This is a genomic window from Candidatus Merdisoma sp. HCP28S3_D10 (assembly GCF_052065835.1).
Taxonomy (GTDB): Bacteria; Bacillota; Clostridia; order Lachnospirales; family Lachnospiraceae; genus Laedolimicola.
Genome location: NZ_JBQHTG010000003.1, coordinates 11493 through 31220, shown reverse-complemented (window position 1 = coordinate 31220; position 19728 = coordinate 11493). Strand labels below are relative to the sequence as shown.

At 52.1% G+C, this 19728-nt stretch carries 15 protein-coding genes and 1 other annotated feature; of the genes, 1 reads left to right on the top strand and 14 read right to left on the bottom strand.

What is annotated here, in order from left to right:
• Window positions 1-17: 17 nt before the first annotated feature.
• From ACTNCH_RS08435 to ACTNCH_RS08390, 10 genes are all read right to left on the bottom strand, one after another.
• Window positions 18-164 carry a hypothetical protein gene (locus tag ACTNCH_RS08435; protein WP_441018475.1) on the bottom strand — a complete coding sequence of 49 codons (147 nt, stop codon included), beginning with the start codon at window positions 162-164 and terminating at the stop codon, window positions 18-20.
• Window positions 157-1464, bottom strand: a complete 1308-nt coding sequence (locus ACTNCH_RS08430) for a bifunctional folylpolyglutamate synthase/dihydrofolate synthase (protein WP_441018473.1) — start codon at window positions 1462-1464, stop codon at window positions 157-159. Before ACTNCH_RS08430 ends, ACTNCH_RS08435 begins: the two co-directional genes overlap by 8 nt.
• On the bottom strand, window positions 1461-3647 hold the full coding sequence (locus tag ACTNCH_RS08425) for an LTA synthase family protein (protein ID WP_441018472.1): 2187 nt from the start codon (window positions 3645-3647) through the stop codon (window positions 1461-1463). Before ACTNCH_RS08425 ends, ACTNCH_RS08430 begins: the two co-directional genes overlap by 4 nt.
• Window positions 3648-3663: 16 nt before the next feature.
• Window positions 3664-6303: a valine--tRNA ligase gene (locus ACTNCH_RS08420; RefSeq protein WP_441018470.1), complete on the bottom strand. Its 2640-nt coding sequence runs from the start codon at window positions 6301-6303 to the stop codon at window positions 3664-3666.
• 68 nt (window positions 6304-6371) lie between these two features.
• Window positions 6372-6606: a binding site (T-box leader), on the bottom strand.
• A gap of 77 nt (window positions 6607-6683) precedes the next feature.
• The gene (locus ACTNCH_RS08415) at window positions 6684-8198 is read right to left on the bottom strand and encodes a fibronectin type III domain-containing protein (RefSeq protein ID WP_441018468.1); all 1515 of its coding nucleotides are present in this window, start codon (window positions 8196-8198) and stop codon (window positions 6684-6686) included.
• 149 nt (window positions 8199-8347) lie between these two features.
• Window positions 8348-8758: a hypothetical protein gene (locus ACTNCH_RS08410; RefSeq protein ID WP_186872732.1), complete on the bottom strand. Its 411-nt coding sequence runs from the start codon at window positions 8756-8758 to the stop codon at window positions 8348-8350.
• A 113-nt stretch (window positions 8759-8871) separates the two neighbouring features.
• A complete protein-coding gene (locus tag ACTNCH_RS08405) occupies window positions 8872-9513 on the bottom strand; it encodes a TetR/AcrR family transcriptional regulator (RefSeq protein WP_441018465.1) in 642 nt (213 codons plus the stop codon).
• On the bottom strand, window positions 9482-12532 hold the full coding sequence (locus tag ACTNCH_RS08400) for an efflux RND transporter permease subunit (RefSeq protein ID WP_441018463.1): 3051 nt from the start codon (window positions 12530-12532) through the stop codon (window positions 9482-9484). Before ACTNCH_RS08400 ends, ACTNCH_RS08405 begins: the two co-directional genes overlap by 32 nt.
• Window positions 12533-14125, bottom strand: a complete 1593-nt coding sequence (locus tag ACTNCH_RS08395; protein WP_441018461.1) for an efflux RND transporter periplasmic adaptor subunit — start codon at window positions 14123-14125, stop codon at window positions 12533-12535.
• A gap of 191 nt (window positions 14126-14316) precedes the next feature.
• Entirely contained in the window at window positions 14317-14529 is a 213-nt protein-coding gene (locus ACTNCH_RS08390; RefSeq protein WP_441018459.1) for a DUF1858 domain-containing protein, read from the bottom strand.
• A gap of 273 nt (window positions 14530-14802) precedes the next feature.
• On the opposite strand from ACTNCH_RS08390, the gene ACTNCH_RS08385 reads away from it, so the two are divergent.
• Complete coding sequence (locus ACTNCH_RS08385; protein WP_158365078.1) at window positions 14803-14973, top strand: DUF362 domain-containing protein; 171 nt, start codon at window positions 14803-14805, stop codon at window positions 14971-14973.
• 31 nt (window positions 14974-15004) lie between these two features.
• On the opposite strand, the gene ACTNCH_RS08380 is transcribed toward ACTNCH_RS08385, so the two are convergent.
• The 4 genes from ACTNCH_RS08380 to ACTNCH_RS08365 all read right to left on the bottom strand — a co-directional run bounded on the left by ACTNCH_RS08380 (window position 15005) and on the right by ACTNCH_RS08365 (window position 19552).
• Window positions 15005-15598, bottom strand: coding sequence for a helix-turn-helix domain-containing protein (locus ACTNCH_RS08380; protein ID WP_441018457.1), 594 nt, complete (start codon window positions 15596-15598; stop codon window positions 15005-15007).
• 101 nt (window positions 15599-15699) lie between these two features.
• The gene (dnaB, locus tag ACTNCH_RS08375; protein ID WP_441018455.1) at window positions 15700-17043 is read right to left on the bottom strand and encodes a replicative DNA helicase; all 1344 of its coding nucleotides are present in this window, start codon (window positions 17041-17043) and stop codon (window positions 15700-15702) included.
• A gap of 12 nt (window positions 17044-17055) precedes the next feature.
• A complete protein-coding gene (gene rplI / locus ACTNCH_RS08370; protein ID WP_441018453.1) occupies window positions 17056-17502 on the bottom strand; it encodes a 50S ribosomal protein L9 in 447 nt (148 codons plus the stop codon).
• Between the two features lies 1 nt (window position 17503).
• Window positions 17504-19552, bottom strand: a complete 2049-nt coding sequence (locus ACTNCH_RS08365; protein ID WP_441018451.1) for a DHH family phosphoesterase — start codon at window positions 19550-19552, stop codon at window positions 17504-17506.
• Window positions 19553-19728 lie beyond the last annotated feature (176 nt).

The window sequence follows — 19728 nt, the reverse complement described above, 5'->3', positions numbered from 1 at the left end:
TCCTCCTGTGACCGTTCCTAGCGGCGGCCGTTCTTCATTTCCTTCAGCATTTCATCAAGAAGGTCCGACATGTCCCTGGGCTTGTTCTTGTATACATTGTCCTCTACCTGCTCTACTTCCAGGCTCGGGTGAAATTTCTTCAGTTCTTCTTCAAAATCAATCATTTGCCGTCCTCCTGTCCCGTAATATTTTTTTAATGCTTCCTACCAGATAAAGAGATCCGACACAGAATAAAATGCCGTCTCCTTTTTCCTTCAGTGCTTCCTCAAAGGCTTCCTCCACATCCGGAATCGCCTTGATTTCCTTCTGGCCGAATTCCTCAAACAGCTTCTTCGGCTCCTTCACATCCACGCTGCGGTAACCACCCACCTCTGTCACGATCACCCGCTCCAGTCTTAACTTCCTGCAGATGGTCTCAATCATATGGCGGTAGTCCTTGTCGCCTACGGCCGCGAACAACAGAGTCACCGGAAAATCCGCCTCCAGACGTCGGGCTGTTTTCACAAACTCCTCTACGCCTGCCTCATTATGTCCGCCGTCGATGATTACACCCGGCAGCACGGTCTCCATTCTGCCCTGCCAGCGCATCTTAGAAATACCATTCCGAATCAGCTCGTCGGTGAAGGCGGTTCCCCCCTCCATCACCCGGATAGCGGTCACTGCTTCCGCAGCATTTTTCATCTGGTATTCCGCCACGCTGGATATGGTCAGCCGGATATCATCATAATACCCACAATCAATGGAAAAATCAATATTTTTCTCGGTTGCGCCCAAAATCCGGTACATATCTGGGCGGATCCCGTAGGCCGGCGCATGCATTTCTTTTGCCTTAGCCAGAATAACCTCTTCCACTTCCTTACAGGAGGCGTCGTAGACTACCGGGACACCCTCTTTGATGATACCGGCCTTTTCGCCCGCAATCGCCGTCACCGTATCTCCCAGATACTCGGTATGATCGAGACTGATGGAGGTCAGCACCGTTACCAGCGGGTGGGCAACTGAATTCGTAGCGTCCAGGCGTCCGCCAAGGCCTGTCTCCAGCACCAGATATTCCACGCCTGCCTTCTCAAAAATCACCATTCCAATCAGGAACAGCAGTTCAAAATAGGTAGGGTGGGGATAGCCCTCCTCCTTCATGGCCCGGACACAGTCCATCACCTTATGGAAGGCCTCTAGAAAGGCTTCGTCAGATACCTGCTCTTCGTCGATTACAAACCGTTCATTGATATCCACCAGATGGGGAGAAGTAAAAAGACCGGTCCGTTTTCCTGCCCCGTAAAGCATGGAAGCCAGGAAAGAGCAGACTGAGCCCTTTCCGTTGGTTCCCGCCACATGGAGAATTTTCATGCTTTCCTCCGGACTTCCCAGCCGCTTCAAAAAAGCTCTTGTGTGATCCAGAGAATTTTTCTTTGTGAATTTCGGTGTTTCCTCAATATAATCTACCGCTTCCTGATAGGTCATCATTGCGCAGTTCCCGTCCCTTCTGCCTGGCTGTCCGTGGTTTCGGTTTCCTCTACAGCTTCTTCCTCTGTCTCTTCCGGCTCTTCCTCCACAGGCGCCACATACATCATGGTATTGCCCTCGCTGAGAACCCGCTTCGCCTTGCCGGGCGCCAGCTGCTTCACTGTTACCAGGGCATCCTCGGTCAGCTTCACCTTCTTTACCTGCAGTACATGGCTGCTGATAAATTTCGTGTTCTGCCATTCATCGTTAATATAAATCTTACTTGCCGTCGTAAAGTTTCTTCCGAATACATAGACCTTATTTTCGTCCGGAAGGGGAATCACTCTCGTAATCTCCGGCTGATGGATTCCCATCTTCATATCTACGGTTTCAAAGGGCGTTGTGCCGTCGTCGCCGTAGGCATATTTCTTACCATAGAGCAGATCGTACTGCAGAAGCTCCATATCCTGCAGGTACCACTTCGTCTTGCGGCGGTTCTGGTGGTACTGCATCATGGTTCCCGTATGGATATTTACCTTATCCAGAACCTCAGCGGCAATCTGATAAGAACACAGCGTCTGATCCACCTTCTCCAGTCCCATATTATCTACAATCACATAGCTGGTATCAAAGAGGTAGCGGTTGCTCACGTCCTCTACGGTCAGTCCCAGCGTAGGCAGATGATCGCCGTACATCACCAGCACATATTTCTCGCCAAACTGATCCAGGGCGTCGATCAGATCTGCTACGAACTGATCCATCTCATGAAGCTGGTTTACATAATATTCCCACTGGTTATTCTTTTCCTCTGTGGCGGCCCCGCTGACCTGAATAGCCGGATCCTCCAGCACCTTCTCTGTGGGATACTCCCCGTGTCCCTGTACAGAAATGGTGTAAACAAAGTCCTGACGGGCCGTGGATTTCAGGTTGTCCAGAATCTGCTCAATCAGAATCTCGTCCTTCAGCCAGCCGGTGGGGGTAGTGTTGGACACGTCCATATACTCCTTGGAAGTATAGGTGTCAAAGCCCAGATTTTTAAATACATCGGCACGGCTGTAGAAGGTCGCCTTATTGTTGTGGATCGCATGGGTCGCGTAACCGATACTCCGCAGGTCATAAGCCACGCTCTCGCAGGTAGTCTTCTTCAGGATCGTCTTGTAGGGATACTCGCCCGGTCCAAAATACCGCAGATTCATGCCGGTAATGGACTCAAACTCTGTATTGGCCGTTCCGGCTCCCACAGAAGGCACCTTGTAGGCGCCGGAGGAATATTCCTCCATCAGCCGATGGAAATTCGGAATGGGATCCTCGGAAAACTCCAGCCATTCTACGGTAGTCGGATCGAAGAAGGTCTCCAGCTGCAACATCAGGATATTGGGCTTCTCTGTATCATTATCCTCACTAAGCGCCGCCTGCTTATCCTCCTCCACAAGCTTGTCAATGGTTTCCTTCGAGTACTCGTAGGGCTCGTCCATACCCGTAGCCAGCAGGCTGCAGAAGAAGCAGTAGGGCAGGCCGTAATCCTGGTAAGCAAACGCAATATTTCCAAAATAGGTGGACAGGACACGCTGCTCCAGACAGAGCTTTGTGCTTCCCGCAAACAGCACCGGAACGAGGATCACGCCCGCAATGCTTAAGGGCCAGTTCACCTTCTTCTGATATTTCGGCGCGTACTTCCACAGAAGTACCAGCGCCGCCAATCCCAGAAGCACACCGCCCACCTGGGTAATCAGCTTCATCGGCGACATATACAGACCTACCACGTCCAGCGCGTCGGTAATCAGATGCAGATCCTGTCCGGTAAACGGCGTAACGCGGCTATTTAGTATCGTTCCGTTCATATAGCCCAGGTATATCCAGAAGGCCGTAATCAGAAGACGCACAAAAATACGTCTCCGGAACAGATACACAAGCATAAAGGTCATGAAAATCATAAAGGTATTATAGGCAAATACCTTCGGACTTCCTGTCATAAAATTCCATGCTTCCAGTGCGGAATGGCGGGACATGGCTTCCATAATGAAATAGATTCCTGCCGACATAACCGCATGAAGCACCAGGGAAAACCGGTTAGCGATAGCTACTGGCTTTTCCATCCGACTGCTGCACCCCTCACTCCACTTTTTCAGGACGGCCGCGCAGCGCCCGATGAATCGCTTCACCACTGCGCCGCAGGCCTTAACCTTTTGTAAAAACTTTTTCATAAAGTCCTCTCTATTCTTATTTCACAAGCGCTGCGAGATGTTCTTTCACCTGATTCATCATCTGGGTGTACTTCTCCAGCTTCTCTTTCTCCTCGTCAATCTTGCTCTGGGGAGCCTTGCTGATAAACTTCTCATTGCTCAGCATACCGTTCACACGGGCCAGCTCCTTCGTCAGACGCTCCTCCTCTTTCTTCAGACGCTCAATCTCTTTTTCCAGATCTACCAGCTCCGCAAAGGGCATATAAACGGCTGCGTCCGGAATCAGCGCGGAAACCGCGTCCTCACCGATACCGCTCTTATCCTCCTGAACTGTCACCTGGCTCGCATAGCTTAAGGTACCAAAGAAGGCCTTGCTGCCCTCAAATACCTCCCGCACCTGCGGCTTCTCGGATACTACGATCACGTGAGCCTTCTTGCTGGGCGGTACGTTCATGGAAGAACGCACGTTACGGATAGCGCGGACAGCCTCTTTGATCAGCTCTACCTCGGCCTCTTCCTTTTCGAAGCTCCACTCCTCCTTAAACTCCGGCCATGCGGAAATCATGATAGACTCCTCTCCGGTCAGATTCCGGTAAATCTCCTCGGTAATGAAGGGCATATAGGGATGCAGAAGCTTCAGGGCGTTGGTCAGTACGGTCTTCAGCGTCCACAGGGCTGCCGCCTTGGTCTGATCCTCTTCATTATAGAGACGGGGCTTCACCATCTCGATATACCAGTCGCAGAACTCCTCCCAGATGAAGTCATAAAGCTTCTGAACGGCGATACCCAGCTCAAATTTATCCATATTGGCTGTCACGTCCTGTGCCAGGGTGTTGACCTTGGACAGAATCCACTTGTCCGCGCCGGTGAGCTCAGACGGATCCATGGCTTCCGGAACCTCTGCCTTTTCAATGTTCATCATGATAAAACGGGAAGCGTTCCAGATCTTGTTGGCAAAGTTACGGCTGGCCTCCACACGCTCCATATAGAAACGCATATCGTTGCCGGGCGCGTTGCCGGTAACCAGGGTGAAACGCAGGGCGTCTGCGCCATACTGATCGATGATCTCCAACGGATCGATACCATTTCCCAGAGACTTACTCATCTTCCGTCCCAGGGAATCCCGCACCAGTCCGTGAATCAGTACATGATGGAACGGACACTTTCCGGTCTGCTCATATCCTGAGAATACCATACGGATTACCCAGAAGAAGATAATATCGTATCCGGTTACCAGTACGTCGGTGGGGTAGAAGTAGTCCAGATCCTCGGTGTTCTCCGGCCAGCCCAGGGTAGAGAAGGGCCACAGCGCAGAGGAGAACCAGGTATCCAGGGTGTCCGGATCCTGTGTGAAATGGGTTCCGCCGCACTTGGGGCAGACGGACGGCATCTCGCGGTCTACCACGATCTCGCCGCAGTCGTCACAGTAGTAAGCCGGAATCCGGTGTCCCCACCAGAGCTGACGGGAAATACACCAGTCGCGGATATTCTCCAGCCAGTGCAGATACGTCTTGTCAAAGCGCTCCGGCACAAAGGTCAGATCTCCGTTTTTAACAGCCTCGATAGCCGGCTTTGCCATTTCCTCCATCTTTACGAACCACTGCTGCTTGATCATGGGCTCAACGGTGGTGCCGCAGCGGTCGTGGGTTCCTACATTATGGACATGGTCTACCACCTTCACCAGCAGACCCTGCTCCTTCAGTTCCTCTACCATGACCTTGCGGGCCTCGTAGCGATCCATGCCTGCGTACTTGCCGCCGTTCTCATTGATGGTTGCGTCGTCGTTCAGAATATTGATCTCCGGCAGGTTATGACGCTTTCCTACCTCGAAATCGTTGGGGTCATGTGCCGGGGTAATCTTTACCACGCCGGTACCAAACTCCTTATCTACATAAGCGTCTGCGATAACCGGAATCTCACGGCCTACCAGAGGCAGGATCACAGTCTTACCTACGATATCTTTATACCGCTCGTCATCCGGGTTTACTGCCAGGGCGCTGTCGCCAAGCAGGGTTTCCGGTCTGGTGGTAGCGATCTCTACAAACTTGTCGCTGCCCTTGATCGGGTAATTGATGTGCCAGAAATGACCTGCCTGCTCCTCATGCTCTACCTCCGCGTCAGAGATAGAGGTCTTGCAGACCGGACACCAGTTGATGATACGGGAGCCCTTGTAGATATAGCCCTTCTTATGCAGGCGCAGGAATACCTCCTGTACGGCCTTGGAGCAGCCCTCGTCCATGGTGAAGCGCTCTCTGTCCCAATCGCAGGAGGAGCCAATCTTCTTCAGCTGATCTACGATGGTGCGGCCATACTCTTCCCTCCACTCCCAGGTTCTCTTTAAGAAGCCCTCGCGGCCCAGCTCGTTCTTATCGATACCTTCTGATTTCAGCTGGTTGATGACCTTAACCTCTGTGGAAATGGAAGCATGGTCGGTTCCCGGAATCCACAGCGCATTGTAGCCCTGCATTCTTTTGTAACGGATCAGAATATCCTGCAGGGTATTGTCCAGTGCGTGTCCCATATGCAGCTTTCCTGTGATATTGGGAGGCGGCATGACAATCGTGAACGGTTTTTTACTCCGATCCACCTCTGCATGGAAATACTTTTTCTCCAGCCACTCTCCGTAAATACGATCCTCCATTGCTTTGGGATCGTAGGTCTTTGCCAACTCTTTCATTCTGTTCCTCCTTCATTTTTCTTTCGCTTCTTGAACCAGTCGAAAAAAATAAGCGCCCTCTCTTATCCTGAAAGGGCGCTTGTGCGCGGTACCACCTTACTTATGAAGCAAAAATCCGCCTCATATCTCTCACCCTTTAACGCTGGTCAGGCGTGAATGGCTACTGTGAACATTGATCCGGTTCACCATTCCGGCTCCAAAGCTACCTTCCGCAAGCGACCCTTCCACGACAGCCTCTCAGCCCGTGAGCTGTCCTCTCTTTTGACGTCTGCCCTGCCTACTCCTCTTTTTCTCTGCCTTTGTCATGATTTCGTTATTCTTTCCAGTCTAACTGTAGGTAAATATAGCAGTCTTTCCGCGGATTGTCAAGGCTTCCGGGCTTATTCCTTGCGGATTGTATATTCGTCCCGCACCGTCCAGTCGTCTACCGTATACGCCTTCAGACGCAGCTCCCTGTCTGTCACATCAAAGCGGATCGCCATGGGCTGCTCCTGCTCTATCTGGCAGACCAGGTTGCCGTTCGGCGTCACTCCCTGATACAGGCTTCCGCTGGAAGTTCCGCAGACCACATACATGGTTCCCTCCGGATTTACAGCGGTAGCTCCGGACGCATAATCATAATTATTATCTATTCTGGCGCATTCCCGGTTGATAAAGGCAGAGCGGGAATACACCGCGTCATGACCGGTGATCACCAGATCAATGTCATTATCCGCACAGATATAAGCCAGGGACTTTCGAATCCAGGAATCCATCTGGTCCTGATAGCGCTTCACGCTGCTGTAAGCCGGATAATGCTGGATAATCACCCTCCATTTTGTGTCCGGGTGCTCCGCAATCACCTTTGGCACATACTCTTCATGCGTATCCGTCTCCTGGGCTGTAATGCTGTTCAGTACAAGAAACAGTACATCGCCCCGGATAAAATAGTAATCTCCGTCCTTATCATATTCGCTCATTCCATAGGTGTCTGAGCGGTTCGGCACATTAAAATGCTCATAGAAAAAGGGGCCGCCGCCGTAACCCAGCTCCTTACAAATCTGCTCGTTGGCCACATCGTGATTTCCGGTCACCGGCGCCAGCGGAATCTTATAAAGTCCCAGATGATCCAGGAAGCCGCTGTATTCCTCCGCATTTCCAAACTGAGCCACCTGATCGCCCGCATGTACCATAAACTGCGCCTCCGGCACATAATTGGTCAGGCGTGTCACCACCTTGTCCCAGTTTTCTACCGTTACCTCTTCCTCCTGATACTGATCCTGCCCAATCTCCGCGTCAGAAGTTACCAGAAAGGTAAAGCCCTCTTTCGTGTCGCCCTCCGGCACCGTATATTTGTATTCGGGAGACCAGCCGCCTGCGTCATTTCCTACCTTATAAGCATAGGTCATTCCCGGCTGCAGTCCGGTCACCGTCGCTTTGTTTACATAATATCCGGGCATAGTCTGGGAAGCGCTGCACTGGGCCGTCACCATCTGAAATGTCCCGTCCTGCACGGTATACCAGCTTACCTGTCCGGCGCTTCCGCTGGGAGACATCCAGTTGAGGCGGATCTCATCGTCGGTTCCTCCCACCTCCAGGCTCAGATATTTAATAGAAGTGGTATTCAGAAGCGGTTCGCTCTCATAGTCCGTCGCGAAGGTACTCTTTTCCTGCTCCTGACGGGCTGCTTCGTCCTTAGCTGCCTGCTCTGCGGCCGGATCCACCGTCGGCTCCGCCGCCGGAGCTGTTTCTTCCACTGGCGCCTCTTCCTCTGAAACCGGCGTTTCTATCTTAATCTCTGCATCCGCAGGCTCGTCCGCCTTTCTGTGCTTCAGCGTCCATGCAGCCGCTATAACCAGCACAAGCAGAACGCCCGCTGTAAATACCGTACGAATTCCTCGGTTATTCTTTTTCATAAACTTCTCCTCTTTCGCCACCCGTTGTCTTGCTCCCTGCCACAAAGAAAGGGATTGCAAGCTATACTCTAGCATTATATTCCGGCGGATTCAAGGAAATACCTGTTTTTTTAAGAATCTTTTGAATTTCTTAAGAAAAAAGCAGAGCCTTATCTCGGCTCTGCCTTTCCCGCAAAATGCGGATAGCTGTTCTTATCGTCATAATAGTACCAGGTTCTTCCGCAAATCTCCGCCGGATGCTGTGTATCTCCCTCCGGAATCGGCGCTTCCGCATTGCAGATCTCCTGATCGTGCATAAACAGTACGTGGTGTACCGGTTCGTCGAACTGGATAAACCACTCCTCCCAGGGATAGTCCTTCTCCCGAAGCTCCTTCGGCGGAACCGCGTGAATCACATACTCCCGGATTCCTTCTACCGTACAGGGAATCTTCTGCCAGGAATAGGACGCGTACAGCCGGTCCGTCTCCTCCTTCAGGCCGCCGAAGATCTCCTCACAGTTGTATCCGAGGGCTTCCAGCTCCTTCTTGATACCCTCCTGCTCCAGTTTTTCCAAAAGCATACCTCATACCTCCTGCTGCATTTTCCATGCGTTTTTTTCTAAAACCACCGGTTCTATTATAGCAAAACAGACTGTGACGGTAAAGTCACAGTCTGTTTTTTATTCCTTATTTCTTACCTTACTGCTTTTAAAAAGCCCTCGCACAGATAGGTTCCCATCTCCTCCGGACAGAAATCCCCGGTCTGTTTTTTTTCTCCCAGATACATCACCAGGGAGGTCAGGCTGCCAAGCAGCATATACACCGCCGCCTGCTTCGGGAGTCCCTTCCGGATATAGCATTCCCGCATGCCGCAGTCACACAGATTTCCCAGAATCATCATAGGACCCATATCGCCGCACTGCCTGCTTTCCGCAAGCATGCTCTGCAGCTTCTTCATAATATCGTCCTTAGCCGCTCCCGGATGGGCCGACAGGAACAGAAACCTGGCAAAGGCCCGCTGCTCCTGCACACACTCTGCCACCCAATGAAAGCAATAGCAGATCTTTTCTTCAAAGCCCGGAATATTTTCCAGTCTTTCCCAGCTCTCCACGCCCTGGATCTGGGCGTCATAGATAATGGCTCCCGCAATGATTTCTTCTTTACAGCTGAAATAATCGTAGGCCGTTCCCTTACCGATACCTGCACGCTTCGTAATATCCGACACGGTCAGGGTATTGACATCCGCATTTTCATTCAGAAGCTCCAGCACTGCATCGTAGAGGGCTTTTACCTTGGGCTTCAGCTCAGGCATCGACTTCGGTTTCTGCAGTTCCATGCTTTCTAAGCCTCCATTTCCGCGGTTTTTTCGGCCCCTTTTCTTTTTTATTTCCGTAAGCCATCAGATAGAATACCGGCATTAACAAAAGAATCAGAATCGTAGAGGCAGTCAGGCCGCCGATGATAATGATACCCATGCTCTGCATCATTTCCGTTCCGGTTCCCAGTCCCAGAGACATGGGAATCATGGAAATAACGGTAGTCAGCGTAGTAATCAGAATCGGCCGGAGTCTCGTCTTTCCGCTTTCAATCAGCGCGTCCTCCAGTCCCAGTCCTTCCTCATTCATCAGGGCATGGACGCCGTCCACATACAGGATACCGTTATTTACTACGATACCCACCAGCATCATAATACCCATCATGGAAATCATGGTCAGCGACTGTCCGGACAGAAAGAGAAATCCAAAGGAACCAATCAGACTGAAGGGAATGCTCAGCATGACCATCAGGGAATACTTCGGAGATTCAAACTGCATGGCCATAACCAGGAATACCAGGAATACTGCCGCTGCAATCGCCTTACCGATGGCCGTAAAGGTCTCTGTCATCATCTCGTCCATGGTGTCCTTGGTCTGTTCCACAGAATCCGGAAGCTTTGTATCTGCTACCAGCTTATCCAGCGCCGCGTCTACCGCGTCTGTATCTTCTGAGACACAGGAAGCGGTAATGGTGGTGGTGTATTTTCCGTTCTGCTTCATAACTGTCTGCTGGGAATCGGTATATTGAAGCGTCGCCATCTCTGATAGAGGTACGCCGCCGACGGAGGCGTCCAGAAGCGTGCTCGCCTTTGTGTAGGTGCCTTCCGGATACTCCAGCATGACACTATATTCCTCGCCATTTGACGTAATAGTCATGGCCTCGGTTCCGCTGATCATACTGTAGAGTCCCCCTGCTGCCTGTATGGGCGTCATACCGTGGGCCATAGCGTCCAACGGATCAATTACCACCTGAATCTGGGTAGCGCCTTCACCGGCATCTGAGGACACATTCAACACACCCGGAATATTCCAGGCCTTTTCCTGAAGGGCAGAAACCGCTTCCTTCAGATCGTCCAGATTGGTTGAAGCCAGGGTTACGCTTCCGCCGCTTGACGCGAGCATCATGGTAGACATCTGGCTGCTGACGGTGATATCCAACTGTACGCCAGTCATATCCCTGGTCTCCTCCAGCCACTCATCTGCCACCTCCTGGCTGGACATCTTCCGATCTTCTTTCAGATTAACGGAGATTTTGCCGGAGCCCTTAGAGGACGTCAGGGTATAGCTGTCCACATCCTCATGGGCAGCCACCATAGCCTCCATCTCCTTCATTTTTTTATCTACTTCTTCTGCTTTGGTACCGCTACGGAAGGCAGCCGCCACGGAAATGGTTCCCTCGTCCATGGCCGGCATCAGCTCCACCTTCATCAGACTCACCAGACCGAAGGACATAACTAACAGCACCACCGCCACCAGAACGCTCAGCTTCTTCTTATGTAAGAGCTTCCGCTCCAGCCTGTCATATTTCTCCTTAACCTTATCCAGAAATCCGTTCAGCTTCAGTTCCTTTTTCTCCTGCGGCTTGAAGATACAGAAAAACAGAGGAACCAGAGTCAGCGCGGAAATCAGAGACGCCAGCATGGCGATGATAATCGTATAGCCCAGCTGTCCGAAAATCTGTCCGGTCAGTCCAGTCTGGATACACAGAGGCAGGTATACCACGACTGTGGTAATCGTAGAAGCCACGATAGAGCCTGCCACGCCTCTGGTACCAATTTCCGCAGCCTCCCGAAAGCCCGGCTTTTTATCCTTCGCCCGGAAACAGCTCTCCAGTACCACACTGGAGCTGTCTACCATCATACCGATGGCAATCACCAGCGCACCCAGCGTAATGATATTCAGTGAAAAGCCTGCCACGGCCATGACAATCACCGTCACCAACAGGGAGATGGGCATGGCGCTTCCTACAATCAGGCTGGCCTTCCAGTCGCCGAAGAAAATAAACAGCACCAGCATAGACAGGATGACACCCATGAGCAGCGTGCTTCCTACTGATTTTACAGCCAGAAGAATCATATCCGACGCGTCGTAGGAGGCTGTCGCCACCAGTCCCGGATGCTCCTTCTGCAGCCGCTCCATGGTCTTTCTGACGTCCCGCACCACTCCCAGGGTACTTGCGCTCTGGTTCTTGGTAACGCTGACCGTCAGAGTCTCCTCGCCGTTATAACGGCTGATGCTGTCCGGCTCCTTCTGGGACCACTGCACGTCAGCCACGTCTGACAGGTGAATCATACTGCCGGTAGCGGTAAACAAAGGAATTTGCCGCAAATCCTCTACGGTATTGACGTCCGCCGTACTGATCGCACTGATGGACTGACTGCCCTGCTCCAGGGAACCAATCGGAATCGTAAAATCAGTGGTCGCAATAAACTGGGCGATGCTACTTATGGTCAGGCCATATTGGTTCATGGCCTCCTCGTCCAGCTTCACCTGGATATAATTCTCCCGTCCGCCGCTGACCTCCACGCTGGCCACCGAGCTTACCGCCTTCAGCTCCGGCACAATCTCGTCATTGGCCAGGGAGAGAACGTCGCTGCCGTCGGTGGTGCTTAAGGAATACATCATACTGGGCATGGAATTGATATCCATTTTCATAACGATGGGGCTCTGGCAGTCATCCGGCAGAGAACGCTCCACCGAATCCAGCGCCGCTCGCAGATCCAGATACGCGTCGTTGGTATCCACACTGTAATCATACTGCAGGAGAACCATGGAACTGTTCTCCTGGGAATAGGTGGTAACGGAATCCACACCGCTTAAGGCTCCCACCTTGCCTTCTATCTCAGAGCTTACCAGCTCCTCTACGGATTCCGGATCCGCTCCCGGATAAATGGTCATAACCATCATCACCGGCATATCCATATCCGGCATCAGTTCCAGTCTCAGACCCAGAAGGGACGAGATACCGAATACCGCCAGCGCCAGGACAACCAGAAGGGTCGTGACCGGTCTTTTTAAGGAAAATTTTGTCAGATTCATTTATTCCGCGTCCTCCGCCTCTGTTTTCACCACAACTTCTGCACCATCTCTAAGCTTGGAGGACCAGGTGGTAACCACCTGACTTTCCCCGTTTAATCCATCCGCTACAGTCGCCTCGTCATCATTCATCAGGCCCACGGTAATCGGGGTTTTCACAAGCTTTCCGTCCTCTACACAATACACATAGGCGCTGCCTGCGGAAAAATAAATCGCGTCATAGGGGATTACCAGGCTGCTCTCTTCCCTCTGGGTAGTGGCATGCACCTTGACGGACACGCCGCTGGGCAGCTTATCTCCGGCTCCGATGACAGAAGCCTTTACCTGGAAAAGACGGGTCTGCGGCCCTGCCATGGTTCCCACCTCCGTGATGGTTCCGGCAAAGGTTTCACCATTTCGCTCTACCTCAATGGCGTCGCCCACCTGCAGCTCATCCTTGACCTTCTCTGCCACATTGAAGGTAACGGTCATCGAATCCTTATTGGAAATGACATAGGCCGGGCTGCCCGCAGAAGCCATGGAATCCTTCTCCACGGAAATGGACTCGATCTGGCCGGAAATGGGCGCCTTGACGGTGTACATATCCAGCTGATACTGGGCCGACTCCAGACCCACATTGGCCTGGGCAAGCTGGGCGGAATAGGTCGCGTCTGTTTCCGGGTACACTTCATTTTTTGTGATTTCATAAGTCTTCTGGGTTGTCTTTAAGTTATCCTTCAAGGTCTCCTTCTGGCTCTTGGTGCTTTCCAACGCGCTTTCCAGCTGGGATTTCCCGGATTTCACAGAAGAAAGGCCGGACTGGGCCTGAGAAAGCGCGCCCTGGGCCTGGGTCAGCTCCAGCTTTGCATTGGCTACCACCGTCTTTTGTTCCTGAATAGCCAACTCACTGGCTGTGCCGCTGCTTTCTACACCAGAGGTTGCTCCGCCCTCTGTTCCATTCTCGGCCGCACCGGTACTGCCTGTGCCTGCTTGTGTTGTACCGCCTGCACCGGACGGATTGCCTGTTTCCGCAGCCTTCAGCAAACTATCCAGCTTCAGCTGTTCCTGGGCGAGCACCTGGTTTTTTGCCTCCACATTGGCCTGCGCTGCTGTCACAGCCTGACTAAGCTGGGTTTCCTGGGTTCCCAACGTGTCAATCTGGCTTTCCATATCCTTGATACCGTCCCGTACCTTATCCAGATTCTCCTCCAGGCTGTCAATGCCCTGCTCTGTCTGGTAGTTCTGCAGATGCCGGGAGCCTCCGGTAGCCACATTGACTCCGGCCTGGGCCTGACTGTAAGCCGCTTTTGCGTTACTCATCTGAAGCTGCGCCGCCTCGTCGTCGATCTTGAACAGCACGTCGCCTTCCTTTACCGTATCGCCCACGGCATAATTCACCTGGGTCACGGTGCCGGATACCAGAGGCACCACATAAACCTGCTGCTCCGGAGATACGCTTCCGATGTAATCCGTATCCAGAGTTACCTCGCCGCTCCCCGGCGTCTGTACCTCCACATTTACCTTTTCTGTTTCGGTCTTCTCTTTGCTTCCGCAGCCCACCATCGACACACTCATGCTCAGTACCAGACCCAGCGCCAGTACGCTCTTATTTTTCATGGTTTTCCTCCTCTTAATCGAATTTCCGACCGACCAGTCGGTCGGAATCTGGCTTCATTATATGTCAGGCCGGGTTGTCCCGTCAAGAAAAATGGGGTGAGGATTTTCTTAAAAGTTTATAAACCAAAAAGACACTGCAGTGTCTCCACCACAGTGTCTTCCTTATTTGCTCGGATCGTTCTATCTGATTCTTATGCCTGCTCGCTTGCAGCCAGGAACGCGTTCAGTCTTGCTACCAGTGTATCCGGATCCATGCCGTGAACCATAGCAGCCTCGCCCAGAGACTCCATCTGGTGTGCCGGACATCCTACGCAGTGCATACCCTCGCGCATCAGGATACCTGCCATGTTCTCATCGGTCTTCAGTACGTCAGCGATCAGCATATCTTTACTTACCTGTGCCATTTAAATTTCCTCCTTATAATAATCAGTATCGTTACCGCCCTTCAGCGGTATTATTCATGTATAGCGGTACTATTATAATCGAATTCCGAGTACTATGCAAGGATTTTTTTGTACAGTTTTTGGTACAATTCACAGTTTATAGATTTTTCACTTGTATAATCCGCTTATTTATTATAAAATACACCTGTACACAGCTATCGCCTTTGGCGATACTTACAACACATATCACCTGCGGACGCTGTCGCGCAGGATTATAAAAGGAGGATTTACATCATGGCTTATGTAATTGGTGATGACTGTCAGGATTGTGGCGCATGTGCAGCAGTATGTCCGGCTGAGGCTATCAGCGAGGGAGACGGAAAGTACGTAATCGACGCAGACGCATGTCTGGATTGCGGTACCTGCGAGGCTGAGTGCCCGCACGGCGCTATCAGCGCAGAGTAATCTCTGAGAGAACAAAAACTAAGGGACAGACCTACACGGCCTGTCCCTTTTTCTGTCCGAAAAAATTCCATTTTCGCTTTTCTTCTTTTGTGACTTCCGCCCTTTCCTTCCGGCTTTTCTGGGAGCTTCTTATGGCTTCGTCCAGACGGCGGAACCGTTCGTCCTCCCGTTCCTCCTTCATGCGGAGCAAGTAATCCATCTCCTTGATCACCTGACCGCTGACCTGGGTGCTGATTTCACAGCCCATTTTTTCTGTGTGATCCTCCAGGGCTTCCGCAATCAGCCGGCTCATAATGCATTGGAATTGCTGCATTTTTTCTTCCCGGGCCGTCTCACTGTTTGCCGTCACCGGAATCCCTCCGGCCCTGGCCAGCAGTCCCTCCGGCTTCACATCGCCCTTTTCCAGCTCCGGAAGCAGCTGTTTAATTGCCTTCAGCTGCACGCCTCCGTCCTTCAGTGCCTTAATATGCCGGAATAACCGGATATTTTCCTCAGTATAGTAACGGTGGCCCATCTCATTGCGCCCGATGGGAAGCTCCAGTTCCTCTTCCCAGTACCGCAGCACATGTGCTTCCACGTCCACCAGCCTGGAAGCGTCAGAAATCATATAGCGCACATCACTCATCGAAATTTCCTCCCTGCCGGTTTGCTTTGTGGAAATGTAATATTTTTCCATATTTCACATTATAACAGGTTCAGAGGAAATTTCAACCATATTTTTCCAATTTACATCGGCGGACCCGGCTTGAAATTCTTGAAGGTGGTGTATTCCGGCATCCACAGCAGATTGATGGTACCGATGGGGCCGTTTCTCTGCTTGGCTACGATTACCTCAGCCAGGTTCTTCATTTCCGTATCCTTATTATAATAAGAATCACGGTACAGGAACATGACCATATCCGCATCCTGCTCGATGGCTCCCGACTCACGCAGGTCCGAAAGCATGGGCCGGTGATCCGGACGCTGCTCTACGGCACGGCTCAGCTGGGACAGCGCCACCACCGGCACGTTCAGCTCACGGGCCAGACTCTTAAGTCCTCTGGATATATCGGAAATCTCCTGTTGTCTGGAATCGGAGGATCTTCCTCCGCCGGACATAAGCTGCAGATAGTCGATCATGATAATACCCAGCTTATTCTCCAGCTTGTATTTGCGGCACTTAGAGCGAAGCTCCGCCAGGGTGATACCCGGCGTATCGTCAATAATCAGATGGGAACGGGCCACGCCCTCGGCGCCCTCCACCAGGCGCTCCCAGTCTGTGTCCGACAGGTTGCCGTTTCGAAGCTTCTGGGCGTCCACGCCCGACTCCATGGACAGAAGTCGGTTCACCAGCTGCTCCTTGGACATCTCCAGGCTGAAAATGGCTACAGTCTCACCACTCCGGAAAGCCATATACTGGGCGATATTCAGTACAAAGGCCGTTTTACCCATGGAAGGCCGAGCCGCGATCAGAATCAGGTCAGAGGGCTGGAAACCGGAGGTCTGGTAATCCAGATCCTTAAATCCGGTGGCAAGTCCCGTTACATTTCCCTTGGTGCGGGACGCAATCTCGATTTTCTCAATGGCGTTCAGTACCACCTGCTTGATCGGAACGAAATCTCCCGCGTTCCGGCGCTGTACCAGATCAAAAACCTTCTTTTCCGTCTGATCCAGCACATTTTCCAAAGGCTCGGTGCCTGCATAGCACAGGTTATTGATCTCATCGTTCAGCCGGATCAGCTTCCGGAGGGTCGACTTCTCCGCTACGATATTGGCATAATATTTTACGTTGGCAGAGGTAGGAACCCGCTCCAGAATATCCCGGACGAATTCCATGCTGCTGACCTCCTCGGGCACATCCCGGGAACGCAGCTCATTCTGCAGTGTCACCAGATCCACCGGCTCGTCCCGGCTAAACAGATCCACACAGGCGTCAAAGACCACGCCGTACTGCCGCTGGTAGAAATCCTCGCCCTTCAGAATCTCCGACGCCACCAGTACCGCCTCCCGGTCCATCAGCATGGAACCGATGACCGACTGCTCTGCCTCGATACTGTGGGGCATCACTCGTTTGATGATTGCTTCTTCCATGTTTTAGCTCTCTTACGCTTCTCTTACGTTGACTTTCAGTTCAGAGGTTACCTTCGGATGCAGCTTAATCGGAACCAGGGTGGTTCCCAGTGTCTTGATGGGACTTGGCAGAACCATTTTCTTCTTATCCAGCTCGATTCCCAGCTGCGCCTTGGCTGCCTCTGCGATTTCCTTGGAGGATACGGAACCGAAAATCTTGCCGCCCTCTCCGGTCTTGATGGTTACATTGACCGCCATCTCCTTCAGACGCTCGCCGAAGGCCTTGGCCTCCTCGTAAATCTCTTTGGCTACCTTTTCGTCATTTGCTTTTTTCAGCTTCAGATCGTTCAGGTTCTTGGGCGTCGCCTCCAGTCCCAGCTTCTTTGCCAGGATAAAGTTTCTTGCGTAACCGTCGTTTACCTCTACTAACTGTCCCTTCTTACCCAGGGATTTTACATCTTCAATCAAAATTACCTTCATTTTAAAATTCTCCTTCCTCATGCAGCTTGTCGATGGTGTGTTTTACGATTTCCAGCGCTTCCTCCACGCCGCAGTCTAACTGGGCTCCGGCCATGTTCAGATGGCCGCCGCCACCCATACGCTCTGCCAGAAGCTGCACATTCACCTCATCAATGGAACGCGCGCTGACAAAGGTCTTATGCTGATAATCCGTCAGCACCACCGAAGCCCGGACGCCATTGATATCCAGCAGCTCATTGGCTGCCTGGGCTCCCACAATGGTGGGGCTCTCCAGATTCTCATTGGGACAGATGGCAATGGCAAAGCCGTGATATAGCTCCGCATGGCGTACTGCCTCAGCCCGCGCCTTGTATTCTGTCATATCATTGCGGAACATCTTGCGAACACGGGTTACGTCCGCTCCGCACCGGCGTAGGAACGCCGCCGCCTCGAAGGTACGCACGCCTGTCTTGCTGGTGAAATTGTTGGTGTCAATGATGATACCGCCGTAGAGGCAGTCTGCCTCCACCGCCTTAATCTTCAGTCCCTCGTCAAAATACTGCAGAATCTCCGCTACCATCTCGCAGGCGGAAGACGCATAGGGCTCGATATAGGAAAGCACCGCATTTTCAATCTGCTCATTGGTCTGACGATGATGGTCGAGCACCACGATGGTAGGCGTCCGGGACAGAAGCTCCGGACACTCTGTATAGCTGGGGCGGTTCGTATCCACCACCACCAGTACCGTATTCCGGTCAATCATCTCGATGGCCTGATCACTGCTCAGGAACATGTCCGGCTCATAGACCGGATTATCCTCAAAGCAGGACTTCATAGGCCGCACCGAAGTGGTCACCTCATTCATTACCACATAAGCACGCTTGCCCAGCACCTTGGCTGCCCGGTAGATACCGATGGCCGCGCCGAAGGAATCCGCGTCCGTCTGGCGGTGTCCCATTACCATTACCTTATCCCGGCTCTCGATAAACTCCCGGAGAGCGTGGGCCTTGACCCGGGCCTTGACCCTTGTGGTTTTCTCTACCTGCTGGGTCTTTCCGCCAAAATATGAGATCTTCTCGCCCTCCCGGATAACGACCTGATCGCCGCCGCGGGCCAGGGCCAGATCGATGGCGATCCGGGCAAACTCATAATTTTCCGCAAAGGTTTTTCCCGCGCAGCCAAAGCCCATGCTCAGGGTAACCGCCATTTCATTGCCGATATTGACGGTCTTAACGTCCTGAAGAAGCTCAAACTTATTCTCCCGCATTACTGGAAGATCCTTCTCCTGAATAGCCACAAAATACTTATCCTTCTCTATGCTCTTTACGATACCGCCGAAGGACGAGATATATTTGTTGATCTTTCGGTCAACCAGCGCCACCAGAAGCGAACGGCGGACCTCCTCTACCGTATCCAGGGCCTCGTCATAGTTATCCAGATAAATCAGTCCGGCCACCAGACGCTGCTCCTTATTCATGCGGATATACCGGTTCATCTCCGTCTCATCAAAGAGATATACGGCGATCAGGAAGCTGTCGTCCTCCTCCACCTCCACAAAGGTATTATCCTCCATGATGTGATCCATATATACCCGGCGCACATCCGCCCGGTAATCCCGCTCCTCTGACGAGAACCGCACGGTCCGGGTGTCCTCGAAGTCATTCTCCGGAAGCAAATCCACAGTGAAATCCGGGAAGAAATAGCTGATGGACTTCCGCAGATTCTTCTTTCCCTTCTCGCTGGCCGTAAAAAACGCGCTGTTGGCCCACAACACTCTTCCGTCCTCGTCCAGCAGGGCGTAGGGTATGGCCAGCTCCTTTAAAAGCTTCCGCTGTACCTGTCCGTACTGAGTCGCGAAGGACACCAGCTCGCCGTAGATCTGCGCCCGGTTCTGCACATACAGTCCCATAACCACCGCAATATACACCAGCACAAAGGCGCTCATAACCACACCGGCCTTCACTGCTATGGGATACATGCACAGATTCATAACAAGAAGCAGAATACTCATCAGAATCGGCCACTGCACGTACCGTTTCAATCGGCCCTTTAAATGAACCTTTCTTTTCATTTTTGTCCCCTCTATCATTCTTTTTCATCTTTGACTGCTACTTAATATTCCTATTATAGCACAAGCATCCCCTGTATTACAATTAAAACAACTCAGAAACGCCGCCGAATCCTCCCGGACTCGGCGGCGTTTCCTGCAATATGGGTTCTAATCGTATTGCCTGTTATAGTATTATC